Below are 25,068 nucleotides of genomic sequence, written 5' to 3' on the forward strand. Positions count from 1 at the left end.
GGCCCGGGCCGGTCGCGGCCCGGGCCCGGCGGGGTCAGCCGGCCTGGGTGGCGCGGCGCACGGCGACGGGCAGTCGTACCGGGCCGAGGACGCCGATCGAGGGGTGGAACCGGATGCCGGATTCCGGAAGCACCGCGATCCGCTCGAAGCGCTCCAGCAGGGCGGTGAGCGCGATGCGCGCCTCCATGCGGGCCAGCGGCGCGCCCAGGCAGTAGTGGATGCCCTTGCCGAAGGCGACGTGACGGCCCTGGTTCGGCCGGTGGATGTCGAACTCCTCGGCCCGGCCGAAGTGGGCGGCGTCGCGCTGGGCGGAGAGCAGCCATACGCACACCATCGCGCCGGCCGGGATGCGCTCCCCGCCGAGCTCCGTGTCGCACGCCGTCACCCGCTGGTCCCGCACCAGCGGCGGGCGCCAGCGCAGCACCTCCTCGACGACCTTGGGCAGGAGGTCCACGTCGGAGCGGACCTCGGCGAGGACCTCGGGGTGGCTGTCCAGACTCATCACGGTGTTGCCGACGAGCACGGAGGACGGCAGGTGTCCGGCGATCACGAACATGCCGATGACGCCCACGATCTCGTGGTCGTCCAGGCACCGCCCGTCGACCTCGGCCTGCGCCAGGGCGCTGATCAGGTCGTCCCGGGGTTCGGCACGGCGCTGGTGGATGATCTCGAGGAGGTAGGCGGAGGCGAAGCGGACGAGCTCGCCCAGTTCGCGCACCGCGGACTCGTCGGCCCGGCCGAGCTCACCGGCCGGCCGGGCGCCGAGCAGCGCGTCCGCCCAGACCGTGAACATCCCGTGGTCCTTCTCGGGGATGCCGAAGAGCTTGGCGATCACCCGGGCGGTCAGCGGGGCGGCGTAGTCGGCCACCACGTCGAAGGCGCCGGTGCCGTCGGCCGACAGCTCGATCCGGTCCAGCAGTTCGTTCGCGGTCTCGGTGATGATCGGTTCGAGACTCGCGACGACGTTGGGAGTGAACGCGCGCCGCACCAGTTCGCGCATCCGGGTGTGGTGGGGCGGGTCGACGCCGAGGAAGTTGCCCTGGGCGGCGCTGGCCAGCTCCCGCTCGTCCTCGGGGATCATGTCGTTCATGTCACTGGAGAAGGTGCGGTGGTCGCCCAGCACCTGGAGCGCCTCGTCGTAGCCGAACACCTCCCACACACCCGGCTGGTAGCTCTTGGCCACCGGACCGGCGGCGCGACCGCGGTCCAGGTACTCCAGGAACGCCTTGGTGCGCTGGTCGTAGGAAAGGCTCGTCAAAGCTGCGAGATCGGTCATGAGATAGCCCCCGCGAGCAGGAAATGGTTAACGAGGGCTGGTGACGAAAGGAGCTGGAAGCGGCCGGCATCCGTGCTCGCCTGGCCGCTCAGACGGAGTCCCCCGTACCGCCCTGAATCGTCGAATTCGAGTACCGGAAGGGGAAGCCCGAATTGACGCCGACGGAGCTGGAGCCTAGGTAGCCCGTCTCGGCAGTGTCAAGAGTGATCTCCGACGGTGCGTCAGGACCGCGCGTCGGCCCGGGGGGTCTGACCTGGGTGAACGTCGCCGGCGGTGCCGTCTGCGCCGGGTTTCGGACCGGAGGGCACGGTTTCGGCCAGAAGGGCGGCGTTCCGGTTGGGCCTTTGCGATCTCTAGAGGTCGGGGTACGCTGCGGAACAGTGCCTGCGGGACTGTTGTTCGAGAGCATCGGGGAACAGGGCGCACGGCACGAGACACGGGGACGGGGGATATGCACGTGATCGTGCGGTTTTTTCGATGCCGGGACCGCGCTGGGCCTTCGCGCTGAATCTTCGCTGGAACTCGCGGGGATCCCGAAGGAAACAGCCGGACGCGCGTGCCCGCCGCAGCGCGGTACCGCCATCCAATCCTCGGGACCTCGCCTGTTCGTGAGTTGACTTCAACCGCCGACAGCTCTGCGAAGGACTCTGCATGCCCGCAACAGCGCGTCAGGAATTCGCTCTCACTTCCGCGCAGACCGGAATATGGCTGGCCCAGCGTTTCGCGCGGGACGGCCTCGACTACAGCGTCGCGCTGTACGCCGACATCGTCGGCTCGCTCGATGTCGACCTGCTGGTGCGGGCGGCTCGCGGGGCCTTCGCCGACACCCCGACCATGCGGGCCCGCATCGTGGCCTCCGGCCCGGAGCCGGCGCAGGTGGTCGACGACGCGGCCGAACTCGTCATGCCCTGCCTGGACCTGCGCGACCAGGAGCAGCCACACCGGGCGGCGCTGGCCTGGATGGAGGACGAGCTCGCCGTGCCGCTCGCCCCGGACAGCGGCCGGATGCACTCCTTCGCGCTGCTGCGGATCGGCGAGGACCGGTACCTGTGGTACCTGCGGGCCCACCACGTGGCCATGGACGGTTTCTCCGGCGCGTTGTTCGTACGGGAAATCGCCGCCCGGTACACCGCGCTGGCGACCGGCCGGGACGCCGTGAACGGCCTCGGGCGTTTCGGGGAGATGTTGCGGTCGGATCGTGCCTATCGCGAGTCCGTCGCATTCCACACGGACCGCGCGTACTGGATGGAGAAACTGGCGGACAGCCCGGCGCCGGCGACCTTCGGACAGGCCGAGCCGAATCGTCGGGGCGGCCGGACCCGCGAGACGGTGGAAATCGAAAGCGGGCTGAGCGAGGCACTCGGCAGACTGGCGCAGCGTTGCGGCGTGACGCCCGCCGCTGTTTACGCCGCCGCCGCCGCCCGTTACACCGCACGACTCACCGGTGAAACGGACGTCGTGCTCGGACTGCCCGTCACCGCCCGGTTCGGCAAGGCCATACGCGGTATTCCCGGAATGATGTCCAACGTGGTGCCGCTGCGCGTTTCGGCCGGACCGGAGCTGCCGCTGTCCGGATTGCTGCAGAACGTCTCCGCGGAAATGCTGCTCGGCCTTCGGCACCAGCGCTACCGATATGAGGACCTGCGCAACGACCTCGGCGCGGGAGAGGAAAGCAGCCCGCTGGTCGGGCCGCACGTCAACCTGCAGTTCTTCGACCAGGATGTGGATCTCGCCGGATGCGCGACGACGATCCACAACCTGACCAACGGACCGGTCGACGACCTGGCCTTCGTGTTCTACGGAGACGTCCGGCGGGGCAGCGGACGGATCGACGTCGACGGCAACACCGAGCTGTACCACCGCGCCGATCTGCGGGTGCACGGCCAGGGCCTGCTGCGGCTGCTGGAACAGATGGCCGAGGCGGACCCGGACACCCCGTGCCGTGGACTCGACGTCTTCCGGCCCGACGACCTGGAGCGGCTGCTCGTCGGCCGCAACGACACCGGGCGGCCGGTCGGCCCCGAGACCGTCGTCGATCTGTTCCAGGCCCGGGCGGCGGCCACTCCGGACGCCCCGGCCGTCTTGCACGGGCCGCACGGCCTCTCCTACCGGGAGCTGAACGAGCGGGCGAACCGGCTCGCGTCGCTGCTGCTCGCCCGCGGCCTCGGCCCAGAGGACCTCGTCGCTCTCGCGGTGCCGCGGTCCGTGGACCTGGTCACCGCTCTGCTGGCCGTGGTCAAGTCCGGCGCCGCGTTCCTGCCGGTCGACCCGGACTACCCGACCGACCGCATCGCGTACATGCTCGACGACGCCCGGCCGGCGCTGCTGATCACCACACAGGACACCGCGCCCCGGCTGCCCGGGGCCACGGCCACCCCGCGGCTGCTGCTCGACGACGCCGACCTGGCGGCGGCCCTGGACGCGGCGCCCGACCGGGACGTCACCCAGGCCGACCGCCCGCGCCCGCTCTCGCCGGACTCGCCCTCCTACGTCATCTACACCTCCGGCTCGACCGGTCGGCCCAAGGGAGCGGTCAACACCCACGCCGGCCTGGCGAACCGGCTCCTGTGGATGCAGGACCGCTACCGGCTGACCGCGCGGGACCGGGTGCTGCAGAAGACCTCCTGCGGATTCGACGTCTCCGTCTGGGAGTTCTTCTGGCCCCTGGTGAGCGGCGCGACCCTGGTGATGGCCGACCCCGGGCTGCACCGCGACCCGGGCTACCTCGCCGCGGTGATCCGCGAACAGCAGGTCACCACCGTCCACTTCGTCCCCGCCATGCTCCAGGCCTTCCTGGTCGAGCCCGAGACCGGCCGGTGCGCCAGCCTGCGCCGGGTGATCTGCAGCGGTGAAGCGCTGCCCGCCGAACTCGCCGCCCGGTTCTTCGCCGTCCTCGACTGCGAGCTGCACAACCTGTACGGACCGACCGAGGCTTCCATCGACGTGACGTCCTGGCAGTGCGACCCGGCGCGCACCGGCGCCCCGCCGATCGGACTCCCGATCGCCAACACTCGGGTGTACGTGCTGAACCAGGCCCTGGAGCCGGTGCCCGACGGCGTGCCCGGCGAGCTCTACCTGGCCGGCACCGGCCTCGCGCGCGGTTACCTCGGCCGGCCGACCGTCACCGCGGAGCGCTTCGTGGCCTGCCCGTTCGGCCGGCCCGGTGAGCGGATGTACCGCACCGGTGACCTCGCCCGGTGGGACGCCGACGGGCGGCTGGCCTACCTGGGCCGGACCGACGACCAGGTGAAGATCCGGGGCGTGCGGATCGAACCCGGCGAAATCGCCTCGGTCCTCGGCGAGCACCCCGAGGTCGGCGAGGCGGTGGTGGTGGCCCGCGACGACCGCTCGTCCGGGAAATACCTCGTCGGGTACGTGGTGCCCGAGCGCGACCGCCCGGCCTCCGTGCGGGAGCGGGCCGACGGCGAGCACGTCGACCAATGGCAGCAGCTGTACCAGTCGATGTACGGCGCACCGTCCGAGGCCGCCTTCGGCGAGGGCTTCGCCGGCTGGGACAGCAGCTACACCGACCGCCCGCTGCCGCTGGAGGACATGCGGCAGTGGCGCGACCGGACGGTGGAAGCGATCCGCGCCCTCCGGCCCCGCCGGGTGCTGGAGATCGGCGTCGGCAGCGGCCTGCTGCTCGCCCGGCTCGCGCCGGACACCGAGCGCTACTGGGCGACCGACTTCTCCCCCGCGGCGGTCGCCGCGCTGCGCCGGCACCTCGGCACCCGGCCGGACCTGGCCGGGCGGGTGGAGCTGCGCACCCAGCCGGCCGACGACCTGGCCGGGCTGCCCGAGGGCTTCTTCGACACCGTGGTCATCAACTCCGTGGCGCAGTACTTCCCCACCGCGGAGTACCTCGGGACCGTCCTGCGCGGAGCGCTCGGACTGCTGCGCCCCGGCGGCGCCGTGTTCCTCGGAGACGTCCGCGACCTGAGGCTCCGCCGGATCCTCGCCACCGGTGTGCAACTCGCGCACAGCCCGGCGGACGCGGACCCGCAGGCCGTGCGCCGGGCCGTGGAACAGCGGACCCGGCAGGAGAACGAACTCCTGGTCGACCCGCGGTTCTTCACCGCGCTCCAGCAGGAGAGCGCCGACCTCGCCGGCGTCGACATCCGGGTCAAGCGCGGCGACTACGACACCGAACTGATCCGCTACCGCTACGACGTGGTACTGCACAAGCACTCGGAGCACCGGCCCGTCTCGCTGCTCGACGTGCCGGGCGCGCACTGGGGCACCGAGGTCGCCGACCTGACCGCGCTGCGGGACCGGCTCGCCACCGAGGCGCCGGCCCGGCTGCGGATCACCGGCGTGCCCAACGTCCGCCTGGTGCCCGAGGCCTCCGCCACCCGGCAGCTGTTCGCCGGGGCGCCGATGGCGGATGTCCGGCGGGCGGTGGACGGGGACGGCCCGGCCGGCCCGCTGCCCGAGAGCTTCCACGAGCTCGGCGAGGACCTCGGCTACCGCACGGTGGTCACCTGGTCCGGCGAGGGCACCGACGGCGAACTCGACGTGCTCTTCCTGAGCTCCCGGACCGACCCCGCCACCGCGGCCCTGACCGACGTCTTCCTCCCGGCCGCGGCGGCGCCGCAGGCCCTGACCAACAACCCCGCGGTCGGCCGCGAGGCCGGGCGGCTCGCCGCCGCCCTGCGCGAGCACCTGCGGGAGAACCTGCCCGACTACATGGTCCCGGCCGCCGTCATGGTGCTCGACGCACTGCCCACCACGGCCAACGGGAAGCTGGACCGGCGCGCCCTGCCCGCACCGGAGTTCCGCGCCACCGGCGGCGGCCGGCCGGCCCGGGGTCCACGCGAGGAACTGCTGAGCCGGCTCTTCGCCGAGGTCCTGGGCCTGCCCGGAATCGGTGCCGACGACAGCTTCTTCGACCACGGCGGCGACAGCATCGGCGCGATCCAGCTGGTCAGCCGCGCGCGCGGCGCCGGAGTTCTGTTCACCCCGCGCGAGGTCTTCGAGCACCGGACGGTCGCCCGGCTCGCCGAGGTGGCCCGTACCCAGGACACCCAGGCCCCGCCGCCTGACACCGGAGCCGGTCCCGTTCCGCTGCTGCCGATCGTCCACCGGTTGCGTGAACTCGGCGGCCCGGTCGGCCGGTTCAGCCAGTCGATGCGTCTCGACGTGCCCGCCGGACTGCGCCTGGAAACCCTCGGCGACGCCCTGCAGACCGTGCTCGACCACCACGACGCGCTGCGCCTGCGGCTGGCGCGGGACGGCGACGAGGCGTGGTCGCTGACGGTACGGCCGGCCGGCGCCGTCGACGCCGCCGGGTGCCTGCGACGGGTGGCCGTCGCCGAGACCGGCGAACCCACCGAGGCGGAGCTGCGGGCCTGGGAGGAAGCCGCTCTCGACCGGCTCGACCCCGACGACGGCGTCCTGGTGCAGGCCGTCTGGTTCGACGCCGGCCCGACCCGCCGAGGCAGGCTGTTCCTGGCCGTCCACCACCTGGCCGTGGACGGGGTGTCCTGGCGCGTGCTGGTGCCCGACCTGGCCGACGCCTACGCCGCCCTGGCCGAGGGCGGGCGCCCCGCACCCGCCCCGGTGGGCACCTCGCTGCGGCAGTGGTCGCGGCAGCTGGTCGAGCGGGCCGGCACCGCCGAGGTGGTCGGCGAGCTCGACCACTGGCGGGAGACGCTCACCGGTGCCACCGCCCCGCTCGGGGCACGCGCGCTCGATCCCGTCCGGGACGTCCTCGCCACCCGGCGCACCCTGGTGTCCTCCGTCGACGCCGACACCACCGCGGCGCTGCTCACCGAGGTGACCACCGCCTTCCACGCCGGCGCGAACGATGTCCTGCTCGCCGCCCTGGCCCTGGCCCTACAGGACTGGCGCCGGCGGCGCGGGCACGGGGCCGCGCCGGTGCTGGTCGACCTGGAGGGGCACGGCCGCGAGGAGGAGGCCGTCCCGGGCACCGACCTGTCCCGCACCGTCGGATGGTTCACCAGCCTCTTCCCGGTGCGGCTCGACCCCGGCGTGACCGACCCGGCCGAGACCTGGGCCGCGGGCCAGGCCGTCGGAACGGCGCTGCGCACGGTCAAGGAACAGCTCGCGGCGGTGCCCGGCAGGGGACTGGGCTTCGGGCTGCTGCGCCACCTCAACCCGCGGACCGCCACGGCCCTGGCCGGCCTCGGCAGCCCCGACGTCCTCTTCAACTACCTGGGCCGCTCCCTCACCACCCGGGGCCAGGGCACCTGGACACCGGTGCGCGACGGCAGCGCACTGGCCGGACACACCGACCCCGGAACGCCCTTCGCCCACACGCTGGAGATCAACGCGCTCGTCCACGAGGACGCGACGGACGGCGGGGAGAACGGGGAGAACGGGGAGAACGGCCCCCGGCTGTCCGCCGAGTGGTCCTGGCCCGCGGGCCTGCTCACCGAGGACGAGGTCCGGGACCTCGCCGACACCTGGTCCACCGCCCTGCGCGCGCTGGCCACCCACGCCCGCCGACCGGGCGCCGGCGGCCACACGCCGTCCGACTTCCCGCTCGCCCGGCTCGAACAGCAGGACATCGACGAGATCGAGGCCGCCTGCCCCGACGTCGAGGACGTCCTGCCGCTGACGCCGCTCCAGGAGGGCCTGGCCTTCCACGCCGCGTACGACGACCACGCACCGGACGTCTACCACGTCCAGATCGCCCTCGACCTGGACGGCGAGATCGACCCCGGGACGCTGCGCGAGGCCGCCGAGGCCCTGCTGCGCCGCCACCCGGTGCTGCGCACCTGCGTACGGAACCGGGCGAGCGGCGGCCTGGTCCAGGTGGTCCGGGCCGAGGTCCCGGTGCCGTGGCGGTACCTGGACCTGAGCGGGCTCGACCCCGAGCAGCGGGCGGCCCAGGCCGAGGCGGCGCTCCGGGACGACCTGAGCCGCCGCTTCGACCTGGCCGAAGCACCCCTGCTGCGCCTGACGCTGCTGCGCCTCGACGAAGGCCGCCACACCCTCGCGGTGACCAACCACCACATCGTCCTGGACGGCTGGTCGATGCCCCTGCTGCTGCAGGAGCTGTTCGCCCACTACGGCACCCGGGGCGCCGACACACCGGCGCGGCCGGCCGGCTCCTGGCGCACCTACCTGGACTGGCGGGCCGGCCAGGACCGCACCGCGGCCGAGCAGGCGTGGCAGGCGGCGCTGCGAGGACTGGACGCGCCGACCCGGCTGGCTCCGCACGGTGACGCGCACGCCTCCGTCCAGCCCGCCTCCCGCTCCGTCCTGCTGCCCGAATCCCTCACCGCCGCGCTGGCCGGGCGGGCCCGGGAACACGGCGTCACGCTCAACACGGTCGTGCAGGCCGCGTGGGGGCTCCTGCTGAGCCGGCTGACCGGCAGCGAGGACATCGTCTTCGGCACCACCGTCTCCGGACGGCCGCCCGAGCTGCCGGGCACCGAGACGATGATCGGCTGCTTCATCAACACCGTCCCGGTGCGGCTGCGGCTGCGCCCCGACGAGCCGATCGGCGCGCTGCTGGCCAGGCTGCAGGACGAGCAGTCCCGCCTCGCCGCCCACCAGCACCTCGGGATCGCCGAGATCCGACGCCTGACCGGAGTCGACGGCGAACTCTTCGACACGCTCACCGTGTTCGAGAACTACCCGCTGGACCCGGACGCCCTGAACCAGGGCGCGCGGACCGGCCCGCGGGTGGGCGCAGTCCGCACGCACAACGACGTGCACTACCCGCTGGCCCTGATCGCCACCCCGGGCCCCTCGCTCGACCTGCAGTTCACGTACCGGCCGGACCTGTTCGCGGCCGCCGACGCCGAGCAGGTCGTCCGGCGGTATACCCGGCTGCTCCAGGAGATCGCCGAGGCGGGCCCGGACACCCGGGCGGACCGCATCGAGGCCCTGGAGCCGGCCGAGACGCGGCAGCTCACCGAGGAGTGGAACGACACCGGCCGCCCGGCGGCCCCGGTCGCCGTGGCCGACGCCGTGCGGGACTGGGCGGCGCGGGAACCCGGCCGCACCGCGGTGGTCTGCGCGGCCGAGGAGCTGACCTACCGCGAGCTCGACGAGCGGGCGGACCGGCTGGCCCGGCAGCTGCGGGCCCGCGGCGTCGGACCGGAGGACCTGGTCGCGGTGGCGGTGCCGCGCTCGGCCGAGCTGATCGTCGCGCTGCTGGCCGTGCTCAGGACCGGCGCCGGCTACCTGCCGCTGGACCATCGGCACCCCGCCGAGCGGACCGCGTTCATGATCCGGGACGCCGCGCCGGCGCTGGTGCTGACCAGCGGCGAGGAGGTGCCCGGGCTGCCGCCGGCGGACCGGCTGGCGCGGCTCGCGTTGGACGGACCCGGCACGCCCGGCGACCCGGACGTCCCGGCCGGCGCCGCCCCGTCCGGTGCCCTCCTGGCCGGCACCGTCCCGGCCGCGCCCGACGGTTCGCTCGCCTACGTCATCTACACCTCCGGGTCCACCGGCCGCCCCAAGGCCGTCGCCGTGTCGCGCGCCGCCATGGACGCGCTGGTGGGCTGGGCGGTGGAGCGCTTCGGCGGCGACGGGCTTCAGCGGGTCCTGGCCGCCACCTCGCTCTCCTTCGACGTCTCGGTGTTCGAGCTGTTCGCCCCGCTGGCCGCCGGCGGCCGGCTGGAGATCGTCCGCGACCTGCTGGAACTGGCCGAACGGCCCTGGCAGGGCTCGCTCATCAGCGGCGTCCCGTCAGCGCTGGCCGGGCTGCTCGCCGACCCGTCGCCGAGCTTCGCGGCCCGGCGGCTCGTCCTGGCGGGCGAGGCCCTGCCCGAGCCACTGGTACGGCGGATCCGGCAGTCGCTGCCCGGTACGGAGATCGTCAACCTCTACGGGCCGACCGAGGCGACGGTGTACGCCACCGACTGGACGTGCGCCGACGACGAGGTGCTCGCCCCGCCCATCGGCCGTCCGCTGCCGCACACCCGGGCCTACGTGCTGGACAGCTGGCTGCGCCCGGTCCCGGCCGGCGTGCCCGGCGAGCTGTACCTGGCGGGCACCGGTGTCGCGCGCGGCTACCTCAACCGGCCCGCGCTGACCGCCGACCGCTTCGTCGCGGACCCGTACGGCGCCCCGGGAAGCCGGATGTACCGCACCGGCGACCTCGCCCGCCGGCTGCCCGACGGCGCGCTGGACTACCTGGGCCGCACCGACAACCAGGTAAAGGTCCGCGGCCACCGGATCGAACTCGGCGAGGTCGAGACGGTGGTGGCCCGCCATCCGGACGTCGCCCAGGCCGTCGTCCTGGCCCGCGACACCTCTGCGGGCACCACCCGGCTGATCGCCTACGTGGTCCCGCGGCCCGGCGCCGAACCGGACGTCACCGACATCGCGGAGCGGACCGCGGGCGAACTGCCCGGCTACATGCTCCCGGGAGGCTACGTCCTCCTGGACCGGCTGCCGGTCACCGCCAACGGAAAGCTGGACCGGGCCGCCCTGCCGGCGCCGGACCCGGGCGAGCACGCCCCGGGCACCGGCCTGGTCCCGCGGACCTCGCGCGAGGAACTGCTGTGCGGACTCTTCGCGCAGACCCTGGGCGTGCCGCTGGTCGGGCCGGACGAGAGCTTCTTCGCACTCGGCGGGGACAGCATCACCTCGATCCAGCTGGTGAGCCAGGCCCGGCGCCAGGGCCTGGAGTTCACCCCCCGGGACGTCTTCGACCACCGCACCCCGGCGAACCTGGCCAGGGTGGCGCGCGAGCAGGCCCACCCGGTGGCCGAGAAGGACACCGAGGCCGGTCCGGGGCCACTGGCACCGACTCCGGTGATGGAGTGGCTGCGCGAACTGGGCGGCCCGGTCGACCGGTTCAACCAGTCGATGTTCGTCCGGCTGCCCGCCGGCATCGACGAGCCGACGCTGACGGCGGCACTGCGGTCGCTGGTGGACCGTCACGAGGCCCTGCGGCTGCGGCTGCGCCGCAAGGACGACGACGCCCGCTGGGACCTGGAGATCACCGAGCCGGACGCCGACCTCGCGGACCGGTTCGCCCGCCACGATGTCGCCGGGCTGACCGGGGACGCGCTGCGCGAGGCCGCTCGGCACCAGGCCGAGCTCGCCTGGGACCGACTGGCTCCCGAGCACGGCACCGTGTGGCAGGCCGTGTGGCTCGACGCCGGCCCGGCCGACCCCGGGCACCTGCTGCTGGCCGTGCACCACCTCGCGGTGGACGGCGTCTCCTGGCGCATCCTGCTCGGCGACCTCGCGGAGGTCACCGACGCGCTGCGGCGCGGCGCCGACGCCGCGGTGGCCCCGGTCGGCACCTCGCTGCGCCGCTGGTCGAGGCTGCTCGCCGAGGAGGCCGACAGCGACCGGCGGACGGCGGAACTCGGCCTGTGGACGGCGATGCTGGACGGCGCCGACGCGCCGCTCGGCCGCCGGGCGCCGGACCCGGCCCGGGACGTGGTGGCCTCCCGGCGCACCGTGGAGCTGACGCTGCCGGCGGATGCCACCAAGGCGCTGCTGACCGACGTGACCACCGTCTTCCACGCCACGGTCAACGACGTCCTGCTCACCGCGGTGGCCCTGGCCGTGCAGGACTGGTCCCGTCGGCGGGGCCGTCCCGCCGGGCCGGTGCTGGTGGACGTCGAGGGCCACGGCCGGGAGGAGGACGCGGTCGGCGGCGTGGACCTGTCCCGCACGGTGGGCTGGTTCACCACCGTCCACCCGGTCCGGCTGGACCCGGGCGCGGTCGAGTGGCCGGACCTCTGGGCGGCCGGTCCCGAGGTCGGACGGGTGCTGAAGCGGGTCAAGGAGCAACTGGCCGCCGTCCCTGACCACGGTCTGGGCTACGGACTGCTGCGCCACCTCAACCCGCGCACCAGGCAGGTGCTCGCCGGGCTGGCGGTGCCGCAGATCGGCTTCAACCACCTCGGCCGGTTCGGCACGCCCGCCGAGTCCGGCGCGTGGGCGCCGGCGCACGAGGTCGGCGGGTTCACCGGCGGCGCCGACCCGGGCCTGCCGCTGGCGCACGCGGTGGAGGTCAACACGCTCGTCCGGGAGGACGACGGCACGGAGCCGGTGCTCGTGGCCGAGTGGTCCTGGGCGGCGGAGCTGTTCACGGCGGCGGAGGTCGAGGACCTGGGAGCCACCTGGTTCCGCGTCCTGCGGGCCCTGGTCGACCATGCCCGACGACCCGACTCGGGGGGCCAGAGCCCCTCCGACCTGCCACTGGTCCTGCTCTCCCAGGACGAGATCGACCAGTTTCAGGAAGAACTGGCCCTGGAGGGGGACCTGTGACAACGGCGACGAAGCGCACGCCCAGGATCGAGACCGTCCTACCGCTCACGCCGGTCCAGGAAGGGCTGGTGTTCCACGCGGCGTACGACGAGGACGGATCGGCCCTGTACAACGTCCAGGTGGTGCTGGACCTGGAAGGACCGCTCGACGCCGCCGTGCTGCGGCGGTCGGTGGAGGCCGTGGTACGGCGCCACCCGACTCTGCGGGCGAGCTTCCGGCGCCGGGCCATCGGCGACACCCTGCAGGTGGTCCAGTCGGAGGTGCCGCTGCCGTGGGAGGAGGCGGACCTCACCGCGGTCGCGGACGGCGACCGCGAGGCCGAGGTCGGGCGGATCACCCGGGAGGCCCGCACCCGCCGGTTCGACCTGGCCGCGGCGCCGCTCGTGCGGTTCACGCTGATCCGGCGCCGGTCCGACCGGTTCCGGCTGGTGCTGACGAACCACCACGCCGTGCTGGACGGCTGGTCCACCGGGCTGCTGCTGCGCGAGCTCTTCGAGGTCTACGGCGCCGGCGGCGACGCGTCGGCGCTGCCGGCCGCCGTGCCGCTGCAGGAGTTCTTCGCCTGGCGGGCCCGCCAGGACGCTCCGCAGGCCCGGACGGCGTGGCGCACGGCGCTGACCGGCCTGGAGGAGGCCACCCGGGTGGCGCCGAACGCGGACAGCCGTACGGCGGTGCCGACCGAGCAGGTGCTGGTCACCGTGCCCCGGGACCTGACCGCGGCCGTCGCCGAACGCGCCAGGCTGCTGGGCCTGACCGTCAACACCGTGGTCCAGGGCACCTGGGGCCTGCTGCTGTCCCGGCTGACGGGCCGTGACGACGTCGTCTTCGGTACCACGGTCGCCGGCCGGGCACCCGAGCTGCGCGACGTCGAGGCCATGGTCGGGATGCTGGTCAACACCGTGCCGGTGCGGGTCCGGATCGACCCGCGGGAGACCCTCGCCGGGCTGTTCGGGCGGCTCCAGGAGGAGCAGTCCCGGCTCGGCGCTCACCAGTACCTCGGACTGACCGAGATCCAGGGCCTGTCGGAGATCGACGGCGACCTCTTCGACTCGCTCGTGGTGTTCGAGAACTACCCGCTGGACCGGACCGTCGACTCCGTCGCCGGCGTGCGCGTGACGGGCACGGAGGCGCACAACAGCATCCACTACCCGCTGAGCCTGATCGCCCACCCGGGCGAGACCCTCGTGCTCTGCTTCGGCTACCGGCCGGACCTCCTCACCGGCGCCGCGGCCCGGCGCGTCGCCGACCGCTTCGTCCACGTGCTCGGCGGCTTCGCCACCGGTGCGCCGGACGCCGCCGTCGGCGACATCGACGTGCTGACGGCGGAGGAACGGTACCGGCTGATCGTCGGGCTGAACGATACGGCCCGCCCGGCGCCGGACCGCTCGGTGGCCGAGCTGTTCGCCGCACAGGCCGCCGCCACGCCGGACAGCGTCGCCGTCCGGTACGGTCAACAGACCACCTCTTACCGCGAGTTGGACGACCGGGCGAACCGGTTGGCAGCCGACCTCGGCAGCTGGGGCATCAGGCCCGAGGCCATCGTCGCCCTGGCGGTGCCGCGGTCGACCGAGATGGTGGTGGCCATGCTCGCCGTCCTGAAGACCGGCGCGGCCTACCTGCCGATCGACCCCGGCTATCCGGCCGAACGCATCGCGTACATGCTCGCCGACGCACGTCCCGCCCTGCTCATCACCACGACCGGCCTCGTCGAACGCCTCGACGGCAGCAGCCCGGAAACGCCCCGGCTCCTCGTCGACGACGCGCACGCTTCGGAAGGGAACCTGCAATGAGAGTACTGTCCATGGCCGCCCCGGGCTCCGGCCTCTTCCTGCCCACTGTCCCACTGGCCTGGGCGCTGCGGACCGCCGGGCACGAGGTCCTGGTCGCCAACAACGGCCAGGCCGCCGAAACGCTGGTCGCGGCCGGACTCCCGGCGGTCGACGTGTGCCCCGGCCGCGACGTGTTCGGCGAGTTCATGGCGGCCAGCCACGCGATCAACATGACGCCGCCGGGCGAACCGCGGCCCCGACGCGGCGGGCTGGGGTTGTTCGGCGAGGAGATGGCCGAGGGCCTGCTGAAGGTCGCCGAGGAGTTCCGGCCGGACCTCGTGCTGTCCACCCTGGAGCAGGGCGCCGGACCCCTGGTGGCCACCGCGCTCGGTGTCCCCTACGTGGAGCAGAGCGTTCGGCTGGCCTGGGCGGGCAGCGACGAACAAGCGGTGACGTACCGCCATTCCATAGCCCAGTACCTGGAACCCACACGGGCCAGGCTGGGCTTGGCCGAGTCGGCCGCTGCGGCCGCGACGATCGACGTCCGGCCGCCGAGCATGGGGGGCCACGACGACGCGGCTGAGTGGTCGATGCGCTACGTGCCCTACAACGAGAGCCGACTGCTGCCCGAGTGGGCGCTGGCGGCGCCGTCCCGGCCACGTGTGTGCCTGACCCTGGGCAGTGTCCTGCCACTGTCCGGCGAGCTCGGCGAGCTCGCCGCGTTCCTGCAGAAGTGCGCCGGGCTGGACGTCGAGCTCATCCTCGCCATGGGGGCGGACCAGGCGGCGGCCCTGGGCCCGGTGCCCGACAACGTGCGCGTGGCCGGCTGGGTGCCGCTCAGCGCCCTGCTGCCGACCTGCGCCGCCATCGTCCACCACGGTGGGGCGGGCACCGCGCTGACCGCACTGGTCCACGGCGTCCCGCAGCTGGTCGTGCCCCGGCTCGCCGACCAGCCCGCGAACGCGGCCGTGATCGCGGCCCGGGGCGTCGGACTGGCCTGCTCCGCGCACGAGGCGACCGCGGCCGCCGTGCAGGACGGCCTGCTGCGGCTGCTCGACGTGCCGGACTACCGGCGGACCGCACGCGAGGTGCAGGCGGAGATCGCCTCCCGGCCCAGCCCGGCGGCGCTGGTCTCGCGGCTGGAGGAGCTGGTCGGCGAGCGCTGACCGGGAGCAGCCGCGGCTCCTGGCCGAAGAACTCCGCGCCGCCTTCAGGACGCTGAGGTGACACGGCGCGGTGGTGCCGGGCCCCGCACCACCGCGCGTGCCATCGGCTGACCGCCGCGCGCCGGTCGTGACGGAACCCGTGCGACTCGGCCGGCCCCGCCCTTCGTAGGATGGGTGCAGCTCCTCCGGGAGGAACTCTCCCCGGAGGTGCCATGCCGCAGTCCGCGAACCACCAGCTCATCGGGCGTACCCGGGAGGTGGAGGTGCTGGACCGTCTGCTGCGCGAGGTGGGCGACGGGCGCAGCCGGGTGCTGGTGCTGCGGGGTGAGGCGGGTGTCGGCAAGTCGGCGCTGCTCGACCATCTGGCCGGGCAGGCGGGGCAGTGGCAGGTGGTACGCGCGGCCGGTGTCGAGGCCGAGGCCGAGTTCGCCTATGCGGCCCTGCAACGGCTGTGCGCCCCGCTGTTGTCGCACCTCGGCCGGCTGCCGGAGGTGCAGCAGGACGCGCTGCGGGTCGCGTTCGGCCTGAGCACGGGAAACCCGCCCGAGATGCTGCTGGTGGGGCTCGCGGTCCTCGGTCTCCTCGCCGAGGCGGCGGCCCGGTCCGCGCTGGTGTGCCTGGTCGACGACGCGCAGTGGCTGGACCTGATGTCCCGGCGAATCCTGGCGTTCGTCGGGCGCCGGCTGGACGCGGAATCGGTGGCGCTGGTGTTCGCCGAGCGGATCACCGACGGGAAGGCGGAGGACGAGGGCCTTTCCGGTCTGCCGGACCTTCCGCTGGGCGGGTTGGCCGATGCCGACGCCCGGGCGCTGCTGGACGGCGTGCTGCCGGGGCCGGTCGACGCCCGGGTACGGGACCGGATCGTGGCCGAGACCGGCGGGAATCCGCTCGCCCTGCTGGAGCTGCCCCGGGGCCTGTCGCCGGCGGAGTTGGCGTTCGGCTTCGGCGGGCCCGGCGCCGGCCCGCTGGCGACCCGGCTCGAGGACGGCTTCCGCCGGCGCGTCGACGCCCTGCCGGCCGACACCCGAGCCCTGCTGCTGGTCGCGGCGGTCGAACCGGTCGGCGACGGGCCGCTGTTGTGGCACGCCCTGCGTCTGCTGGGCATCGGGCCGGAGGCCGTGGCGCCGGCCGAGGCCGCGGACCTGATCACCCTGGGAGCCGCTGTGCGGTTCCGGCACCCGCTGGTGCGTTCGGCGGTGTGGCGCGGCGCGGATGCCGCGGCGCTGCATGCGGCGCACGCGGCCCTGGCCGAGGCCACCGACGCCGAGCGCGACCCCGACCGGCGGGCCTGGCACCTGGCCCACGCCGCGGTCGGGCCGGACGAACAGGTGGCGGCCGCACTGGAGAGCTCCGCCGACCGGGCCCTGGCACGCGGCGGCAGGGCGGCCGCCGCCTCTTTCCTGGAGCGTGCCGCCGCGCTCACCCCTTGTCCGGAGGCGCGGGCGCGGCGCGCTCTGGCGGCCGCGGCGGCCCATGTCGCGGCGGGCGTGCCGGCCCGGGTGCCCGACCTGCTCGCCGCCGCGGAGCTGGGGCCGCTGGACCGGCTGCAGCAGGCCCATGCCGGCCGGCTGCGGGCCAAGGCGTCGTCCATGACCGACTCGGGGAGGGGCGCGGTGCAGCCGCTGCTCGACGCGGCGAGTCGGCTCAGGGACCTCGACCCGGCCCTCGCGCGGGAGACCTGCCTCGCGGCGTACGACGCGGCCATCTGGGTCGGCCGGTACGACGAAGGCGCACTGCGCCGGGTCGCCGAGGCCGCTCGGGACCTGCCGCCCGGCGACGAGCCGGCGGGAGTCTTCCTCAGGGCCCTGGTCGCCCGGAGCGTGGACGGGCCGGCTGCCGTCTTCCCGCAGCTGGCACGGGCGCTGCGCTCCCTCACCGACGAGGAGGATCCGTCCGTCCTGTGGGCGGCCGCGAACGCCGCCGCGGAGCTGGGCGATCTCCAGGGCTGGCTGGACATCGGCGGCCGGGCGGTCCGCTTCGCACGCCGGACGGGAACCCTGTCGCTCCTCTCGACGGCGCTGCCCTATCAGGCGTCCGCGCTGGGCTTCGCGGGGCGTTTCTCCCCAGCGGGCGACCTGCTGGCCGAGGCCGCGGCCCTGGACAAGGTCACCGGCTCGGTGGCGCGCACGGCCACGGCGGCCTTGATCAGCGCGTACCAGGGACGGGAACGACCGGCCCTGGAAGCGATCGAGGCGATGGAGCACGAGGGCGAGCAGCGCGGCCTGGGCCGACTCGTCGGCGTAGCCGCGTGCGCGAGGGCTGTGCTCCACAACGGCCTGGGCAACTATCCGCTCGCCATGGAAGCGGCGCTCCGGGGCGGGGAGTACCAGGACCTCGTGGTGCACGTCTGGACGTGCGGCGAGCTGGTCGAGGCCGCGACCAGGGCCGGCGAGCCGGCCGTGGCGGCCGGGGCGCGCGAGCGGCTCGCCGACTGGAGCCGGGCCGGCACGCCCTGGGCCCTGGGCGCGCACGCGGTCGCCGAAGCCCTGACCGGAGCACCCGAGCAGGCCGAGGACCGCTACCGCGAGGCCGTCGACCACTTCGGCCGCGGTGGGCTCGGCGTGTTCGAGACCCGGGCCCGACTGCTGTACGGGGAGTGGCTGCGCCGCCGGAACCGGCGCGCGCAGGCCCGTACCGAGCTGCGGGCGGCGTACGAGGCGGCCGGGCGCACGGGTATGGAGGGCTTCGCCGAGCGGGCCCGGCGTGAGCTGCTCGCCACCGGTGAGACGGTTCGCAAGAGGACCGTCGGCGCGCCGGTCCTGACCCCGCAGGAGGCGCGGATCGCCCGCCTCGCGGCCGCCGGGCACCCGAACGCGGAGATCGGCGAGCACCTGTTCCTCAGCCCCCGTACGGTCGAGTGGCACCTGCGCAAGGTCTTCGCCAAGCTGGGGATCTCCTCCCGTCGAGAGATCGACGGCGCCCTGTCCGTGCGGTGACGGCCGTGCGGTGACGGCGATGCGGTGACGGCCATGCGGTGACAGCCGTGCGGGATCAGCAGGGGTCACAGATGGTCGGCGTCCACCACGGCCTGGGCGAACGCCGTCGGCGCCTCCTGCGGCGCGTTGTGGCCGATGCCGGTGAGGACGCGGTGCTCGTAGGGGCCGGTGAAGAACTTCCGGTACCCACTGCCGTCGGTGGTGGGCAGGAACGGGTCGAGGGCGGGGTCCACGGCGATGGCCGGCACCGTGACGGGCGGTCGGGCCGCGAGTAGCCGCTCGTAGTGCTCGTAGCGGCGCTCGCCGTCGGCCAGGCCCAGACGCCAGCGGTAGTTGTGGATCACGATGGCGGCGTAGTCGGGGTTCTCGAACGCCGCCGCGGTGCGTTCGAAGGTGGCGTCGTCGAACCTCCAGGTGGGGGAGGTCTCCTCCCACACCAGTCGGCACAGGTCGTGCCGGTTCTGCCTGGTCTCCATGGCGACGCGGCCGCGGTCGGTGGCGAAGTAGTACTGGTACCACCAGGTGCGCTCGGCCTTCGGCGGCAGCGGGTTCTTCTGCGAGGGGAGGTTGACGATCAGGTAACCGCTCACCGCCACCAGGGCCTTGACCCGCTCCGGCCACAGCGCCGCGACGGTGCCGGCGGCCCGCGAGCCCCAGTCGAAGCCGGCCAGCACCGCCTCGGGGATCTTCAGGGCGTCCATCAGGGCGATGACGTCGAGGGCGATCGCGGACTGCTGCCCGGTACGGACGGTCGTCGGGGACAGGAAGGTGGTGGTGCCGTGGCCCCGCAGGTACGGCACGATCACCCGGTAGCCGGCGTCCGCCAGCAGCGGCGCCACGTCGACATAGCTGTGGATGTCGTAGGGCCAGCCGTGCAAGCAGATGACCACGGGCCCGTGCTTCGGCCCGGCCTCGGCGTAGCCGATGTCGAGCACGCCGGCCTGGACCCGCTTCAGGTCGGTGAACGTGGTGTGGGTGCCCGCGGTGACGGCCGGGACGACCGGGGCCGGGCGGCCGGGCCGGTCGGAACCGGCCGCGAGGGCGGCAGGCGCGTTCGAGACCGCGCCGACCGACACGGCCGTGGCGCCCACGCCGAGACCGACCGCTTTGGTGAAGGCACGCCTGTCGATCATGTCTGATCCTTCCTGGAGACCCGCTGGTGCCTCCACTGTTCTCCGGCCGCCGGCCGGACGCATCGGTCACATGACGTCGAGACGCGGGAAGACGCCCGCGGACCCGCGAAGGGTCTGTCGGGCCGCCGGATTCAGTCATTCGACTGTGTCCGCCGGCCTGCCGCTCGGTGATCCTCGATGGAGCGCCGTGATGCCGGCGGATCGTCGTGCGTGCAATTCGGAAGGTCTGGCCGTGAAACAAACCCCCGTCGTCCTCATCCACGGTGCGTGGTTCCACATGTCCTCCTGGGAGGGCTGGGCCGAGCGGTTCACCGCGTACGGTTACGCGGTGTGCGTCCCGGGCTGGCCCGGCGAAGCCCACACCGTCGACCAGGCCCGCCGCGATCCCGGCCCGCCGCGCGACCTCGGGCTCGCCGCGCTCGTGGCCCACTACGAGCAGGTCGTGCGCGGCTTCGACGACCCGCCGGTCCTCATCGGGCACTCGGCCGGCGGCCTCATCGCCCAGCACCTCCTCGGGGCCGACCTCGGCCGCGCCGCCGTCGCCCTCGCGCCGCTGCCGGCCGGCGGTGTGCCGCCGGCCGACGGCCGGTCCCGGCCGTGGCCGCTGATGTCGGCCGGCCCGACCCGGCACCCGGGCTTCGGGCAGCTGCCGCGCGCCCGGTTCCGACACCTCGTCGTCAACACGGTCGGAGAGGGGGAGGCCGAGCAGCTCTTCGACCGGTACGCCGTCCCGGCCCCGCTCCGGCTGCTCGCGGACCTCGGACTCGACGGCACCGCCACCGGGCCGGCCGGCACCGTCGTGGACACGGCCAATACGGCGCGCGGACCGCTGCTGCTGGTCTCCGGCCAGGAGGACCGGATGGTCCCGGACGCCGTGACCCGCTCGGTCTACAAGCTCTACGGCGACTCCTCCGCCGTGACGGACCTGAAGCAGTTCGCCGATCGGGGGCACTCCCTGGTGTTCGACAGCGGCTGGCGTTCGGTCGCCGACCACGTCCTTGGCTGGCTGGCCGCCAACGGCGTCGAGGCCGTGGCCCCACAGGGGTGAGCGCGGGCATCAGACCTGCGCCGCGTCGGTCCGGCTCAACGCGTCGCGCAGTGCCGCCCGGGCCGTGATGCCCAGCTTGGGGAAGACGCGGTACAGGTGCGAGCTGACGGTACGCGGCGACAGGTGCATCCGCGCGCCGATCTCCTTGTTCGTCAGGCCGCCGGCGGCCAGGTCGGCGATGCGGCGTTCCTGCCAGGTCAGCGGGGCCACGGTCAGCGTCGGGACGCGGGGCGGGGCCCCGGTGGCGCGCAGTTCGGCCCGGGCCCGCTCGGTCCAGCCGGCCGCGCCCAGCCGCTCGAACACCTCGGCCGCCGGGACCAGGTACTGCTGCGCCGGGGCCGGGCCCTGGACGTGGCGCACCCGGATGCCGTGCGCCAGCCGGATCCGGGCCAGCTCGAACGGGAAGCGGGTGGCCTCCGGCTGGGATTCGGCCCGCGTGAACATCTCGGCGGCCTCCCGCTCGTCCTCGGCGGTCATCGCCAGCGCGCCGTAGGTGATCAGCCCCAGGCGGGGCGACACCTCCGGCAGACCGGCGTCGCGGGCGGCGAGGGCGTGCGCCCGGGCCTGGTCGACGCGTCCGGTGTGCCGGGCGGCCTCGACGAGATCGAGCAGGGTGCGCGAGGCCTGGTAGGCGTAGGGCCGGAACTCACCCGGCTGGGTGATGCCGATGGCGTAGAGGTACGCGGTCTCGTAGTCGCCGGAGCTCAGCGCGGCGGCCGCGCCGGCGGAGTCGGCGACCTGGGTCAGGAATCCCAGTCCGCGCGGGCGGGCCCAGGCGTCCACCTCGGCCTGCAGGTCCCGGGCCCGCCCGACCTGTCCGCGCAGCGCCGCGAGCTGGGCCAGGTACGCGCGGCTCTGGGCGGCGAACAGCTGGTGGCCGTGCTCGGTCGCCAGGTCCAGGCCGCGTTGTCCGGTGTCCTCGGCCTCGGCCCATTCTCCGACCGTCAACTGGTCGAGCATGATCTGGTGCAGCATGACCATGCCGGTTGCCACGGCCCCGGTCTCCAGCTCGCGGTCGACGACACGCTGCAGGTGGGGGCGGTAGTGGCTCAGGAGGTCGAGGTGGTACGCGGCCGCGCCGAACTGCGTGACGTCCCAGGGTTCCAGGTCCGGCAGGGTCGCGGCGGCCTGTCGCACCGGCCCGGCGAAGCCGGCTCCGTGCCTGGTCACGTCGCTCCAGGTGCCGCTGTAGAGACGCGAGCGTCGGGTGAGGAGGCTGCCCAGGGAGGCGAGGAGTTCGTGCGTGCTCTCCCAGGCCGCGCGGTCCCCGCTGTACTGGCTGATCGTCAGGAGCAGGACCACCAGCCGGGTGAGGACCTCGTCAGGTTCGGCTTCGCCGACGGTCGACGCGACGGCCGACCCGCCGTCCCGGAGCTTCTCGATCGCGGCCGAGACCTGGCGGTGCGTGGAGCGGACGTCCCCGTCCTGGTGGAGCGCCCGGTAGGCGGCCGCCAGCACCGAGGCCGGCGACCCCGTCGAGCCGGGCGTGAGGTCCGCCTGGACCAGCCGGTGCGCCTGGCCGAGGCGGGCGGCGTGAGCGGCGACGAAGGCCGCGTCGGCCAGGCGCCGGGACCGGCCGGTGTGGGTCTCGCTGAGCTCGGCGGCCCGGGTCAGCCAGGCCACGGCCGCCAGCGCGCCGCCGCGCCGGGTCGCCGACTCGGCCGCCGCCTCCAGGATGTCGGCGACGTCCTCGTCCGGATCGACCGTTGCCGCCGCCAGGTGCGTCGCCCGGCGTTCGAGGTTCTCCCGGTGAACCTGTGCCAGCGCCAGGTGGGCGGCGCGGCGCTGGTTGGGAGTGGCCATCCGCACGACGGCGGACCGTACGAGCGGGTGCCGGAAGACGAGATCGCCGGTGACCACCTCGATGTCCAGCAGCCCCGCGGCCACCGCCGTGTCGGCGTCACGCATGCTGTAACGGGTGCCGGGGACGGTGTCGGTGCCGCTCGGGGCCCCGGCGCCGTCGAGCGCGCCCATCAGCAGCTCGGTCCGCACCCGCTCGTCGAGGGCGGCGATGCGGGTGCCGAACAGCCGTTGCAGCCGTCGGGGCAACGGCACGCCGTGCTGACCGATCAGGTCTTCGACCGGGAGATCGCTCGACCGGCCGGCGAAGTGGGCGGGCAGCTCCAGCAGGGCCAGCGGGTTGCCCCGGGCCCGCTCCAGGACGATTCGACGGACCTGTCGGCTCAGCTCCGGGTACCGGTGGTCCAGCAGGCGGGCCGCGTCCTCGTCGGTGAGGGCGGTGACCGGCAGTTCGGGCAGTGCGGCGGTGTCGAAGCGGGACGTGATGTCGCTGCAGACCGCGACCAGCATCTTCGCCGGGCCGCCGGCCAGGCGTCGGCCCACGAAGCCGCAGACGTCGGCGCTGGAGTCGTCCAGCCACTGCGCGTCGTCGAGGACCAGCAGCAGCGGCCGCTGCGCGGCGGAGAGCGACAGCAGGCTGAGCACGGCGATGCCGAGTGCCATGACCGACGGCGGATCGCCCCGCACTCCGCTGAACACGGCGTCGAACACCGCCCGGGTCCCGTCGTCCAGCCGCGCGACGTCGGTGAGCAGCGGATGGAGGACCTGGTGCAGCCCGGCATAGGGCAGCTCGGACTCCGCCTCGACACCGGCGGCCCGGATGACGACCTGGCTCTCCCGCTCCGCCAGCGCGGCGGCGTGGCTCAACAACGAACTCTTGCCGACCCCCGTCTCCCCCCGCAGGACCAGCGCCTGGCCCGTCGCGGCCGTCACGAACGCCGCGAGCTCCGCCTGCTCGTCCTCGCGGCCCACCATCGCCGTGGTGACGCCCCATCGCTGGAACCCGGTCATGTCCCCTTGCCCCTTCCTGATTTCGTTCCCACCGCGCGGCAGCTCCCGCAGCGCCGGCGGGTTGACGCGTGCTTCGACGACGATCGCGTCCCGCACGCGGGGGTGCACCGGACCGGGCGGCATCGAGTCGAGCAACGTCCGGGCGTCGTCGTCGCGGAGCCCGTCCACCCGTGGTTCCGGCAGGCCGGCAAGGCGCCCGGCGCTGGTCGGCGTGCGGGCCCCAGGGCGGTCGTGCCGACGCCGGAAGCCCCTGCCAACAGGCCCCACCCCCGTCAGCTCCTTCGCGGCCGTGGAAGCCGTGCGGCGTCCACCGACCACGATCCCGGGACCACGGGCCCGTCGAGCCAGTGTCGAACCCTGGCCAGTACCCTGGCCGGGGGCGGCCGGTGTCCGGCACGGGCGCGGTGGGGCCGGCATCCTCCTGGCCCCCGGGGGCCTGCTGACGGGACGCCACGCCGACGCCCTCCACCGCCCGTAGACGCCCGCCGCGCGACGGGTTCCCCTCGCGTCGACGGGCTCGGAGGAGTCCGGGGCGGACGAACACCGACCGAGCGCCCCACCCGCACAACGGAAGCAGAGACATGAGCGATCAGCACACCATCGGCTGGGACGAAGCGACCTGGCTCAACCCTCCGCTGTACGCCGTCCACGACGGCTCCGGGCTGCTCGTCACCACCCGGGACCGCAGCGACTTCTGGCGCACCACCAGCTACGGCTTCGTCCGGGACGACGGGCACGCGCTGCTGACCCCCTTGCCGGACGCCAGCGCCGTCGAAGTGACCTTCGTCGCCGACTTCGACGCCCTCTACGACCAGGCCGGACTCATGGTCCGGGTGGACGAGCGGACGTGGATCAAGGCCGGCGTGGAGATGACGGACGGCGTCCCGCACCTGGGCGCCGTCGTCACCCGCGGCCAGTCCGACTGGTCCCTGGCCCCCGTGCCCGACTGGAACGGGCGCCACATCACCGTCCGGGCCAGCCGCGTCGGCGATGCCCTGACCATCCGGGCCCGCCGCGACGACGACCCGTGGCGCATGGTCCGGCTCGCCCCGCTGGCACCGGAGGCGGTGGCATCAGCCGGCCCCTTCTGCTGCTCCCCGCAGCGCGAGGGCCTGCAGGTACGGTTCACCGGCTTCCGTCAGGGGCCCGCCGACGCGTCGCTCCACGACCCGGCCGCGGCGTAGACCGAGCGTGCCCCGGCCCCCGCACCTTCCCTGAATCAGGAAGCATATTTGCGAAAACGGCAAGTCTGTTTGCCGCCTCTGCGATCGCGGGCGCACCCTCGGAGCTGAGGTTCGAGCGCCGCCCCGGTCCCGGTCCGGTCCCGCCGGGAGCGGCGCTCGTGCGCGAACGCACCGGAAGAGGAGAGCCCCGCCATGGCCGCAAAGTCCACCCGCTTCGTGGAGAGTGTCACCGAACAGACCTTCCCTGCCCGCGTGTTGAAGGCGGAGCGCCCCGTCCTGCTCCAGTTCTGGGCCGCGTGGTGCGGGCCGTGCATCAGGGTCACTCCCATCGTCGAGGCGTTGGCCGCCGAGCACGCGGGCGTCCTGGACGTCGTCAAGATCAACGTCGATGAGGAGCCCGGACTGGCGGAGCGGCACGGGGTCACGTCGATCCCCGCCTTCGTGGTCTACGCCGACGGCGCCGTCGCCATGGCGTGGACGGGGGCCGCGCCGAAGCCGGTCCTGGAGCGCCAGCTCGCCCCCTTCCTCCGCTGAGCG

Annotated in this window: 10 protein-coding genes; 7 read left to right on the forward strand and 3 right to left on the reverse strand. The window is 74.1% G+C overall.

The features are described 5' to 3' along the window. Nucleotides 1-34: 34 nt before the first annotated feature. Entirely contained in the window at nucleotides 35-1,276 is a 1,242-nt protein-coding gene (locus ACFRQN_RS17560; protein WP_074003395.1) for a cytochrome P450, read from the reverse strand. A 651-nt stretch (nucleotides 1,277-1,927) separates the two neighbouring features. Here ACFRQN_RS17560 and ACFRQN_RS17565 point away from each other — a divergent pair. The 4 genes from ACFRQN_RS17565 (at nucleotide 1,928) to ACFRQN_RS17580 (ending at nucleotide 18,355) form a co-directional block, all read left to right on the forward strand. Continuing rightward, entirely contained in the window at nucleotides 1,928-12,484 is a 10,557-nt protein-coding gene (locus ACFRQN_RS17565) for an amino acid adenylation domain-containing protein (RefSeq protein ID WP_380741099.1), read from the forward strand. Then, nucleotides 12,481-14,274 carry a condensation domain-containing protein gene (locus ACFRQN_RS17570; protein WP_074003393.1) on the forward strand — a complete coding sequence of 598 codons (1,794 nt, stop codon included), beginning with the start codon at nucleotides 12,481-12,483 and terminating at the stop codon, nucleotides 14,272-14,274. The genes ACFRQN_RS17565 and ACFRQN_RS17570 overlap by 4 nt, the downstream gene beginning before the upstream one ends. Then, nucleotides 14,271-15,419, forward strand: coding sequence for a nucleotide disphospho-sugar-binding domain-containing protein (locus tag ACFRQN_RS17575; RefSeq protein ID WP_074003392.1), 1,149 nt, complete (start codon nucleotides 14,271-14,273; stop codon nucleotides 15,417-15,419). The genes ACFRQN_RS17570 and ACFRQN_RS17575 overlap by 4 nt, the downstream gene beginning before the upstream one ends. Nucleotides 15,420-15,631: 212 nt before the next feature. Then, entirely contained in the window at nucleotides 15,632-18,355 is a 2,724-nt protein-coding gene (locus ACFRQN_RS17580; protein WP_380741100.1) for an AAA family ATPase, read from the forward strand. Nucleotides 18,356-18,420: 65 nt separating this feature from the next. Here the strand turns inward: ACFRQN_RS17580 and ACFRQN_RS17585 are convergent, their stop codons facing one another. After that, entirely contained in the window at nucleotides 18,421-19,488 is a 1,068-nt protein-coding gene (locus tag ACFRQN_RS17585) for an alpha/beta fold hydrolase (protein WP_074003390.1), read from the reverse strand. A gap of 232 nt (nucleotides 19,489-19,720) precedes the next feature. Between ACFRQN_RS17585 and ACFRQN_RS17590 the strand changes: the two genes are divergently transcribed. Further along, on the forward strand, nucleotides 19,721-20,536 hold the full coding sequence (locus ACFRQN_RS17590) for an alpha/beta hydrolase (protein WP_074003389.1): 816 nt from the start codon (nucleotides 19,721-19,723) through the stop codon (nucleotides 20,534-20,536). Nucleotides 20,537-20,545: 9 nt separating this feature from the next. Here ACFRQN_RS17590 and ACFRQN_RS17595 read toward each other — a convergent pair whose 3' ends face one another. Beyond that, a complete protein-coding gene (locus tag ACFRQN_RS17595; RefSeq protein WP_380741115.1) occupies nucleotides 20,546-23,311 on the reverse strand; it encodes an ATP-binding protein in 2,766 nt (921 codons plus the stop codon). A gap of 617 nt (nucleotides 23,312-23,928) precedes the next feature. On the opposite strand from ACFRQN_RS17595, the gene ACFRQN_RS17600 reads away from it, so the two are divergent. Further along, nucleotides 23,929-24,531, forward strand: coding sequence for a DUF1349 domain-containing protein (locus ACFRQN_RS17600; protein ID WP_380741101.1), 603 nt, complete (start codon nucleotides 23,929-23,931; stop codon nucleotides 24,529-24,531). A gap of 192 nt (nucleotides 24,532-24,723) precedes the next feature. Then, on the forward strand, nucleotides 24,724-25,065 hold the full coding sequence (locus ACFRQN_RS17605; RefSeq protein WP_380741102.1) for a thioredoxin family protein: 342 nt from the start codon (nucleotides 24,724-24,726) through the stop codon (nucleotides 25,063-25,065). The last annotated feature ends 3 nt before the right edge of the window (nucleotides 25,066-25,068 follow it).

Source organism: Kitasatospora sp. NPDC056800, assembly GCF_042789775.1.
In the GTDB taxonomy this organism is placed as follows: Bacteria; Actinomycetota; Actinomycetes; order Streptomycetales; family Streptomycetaceae; genus Kitasatospora.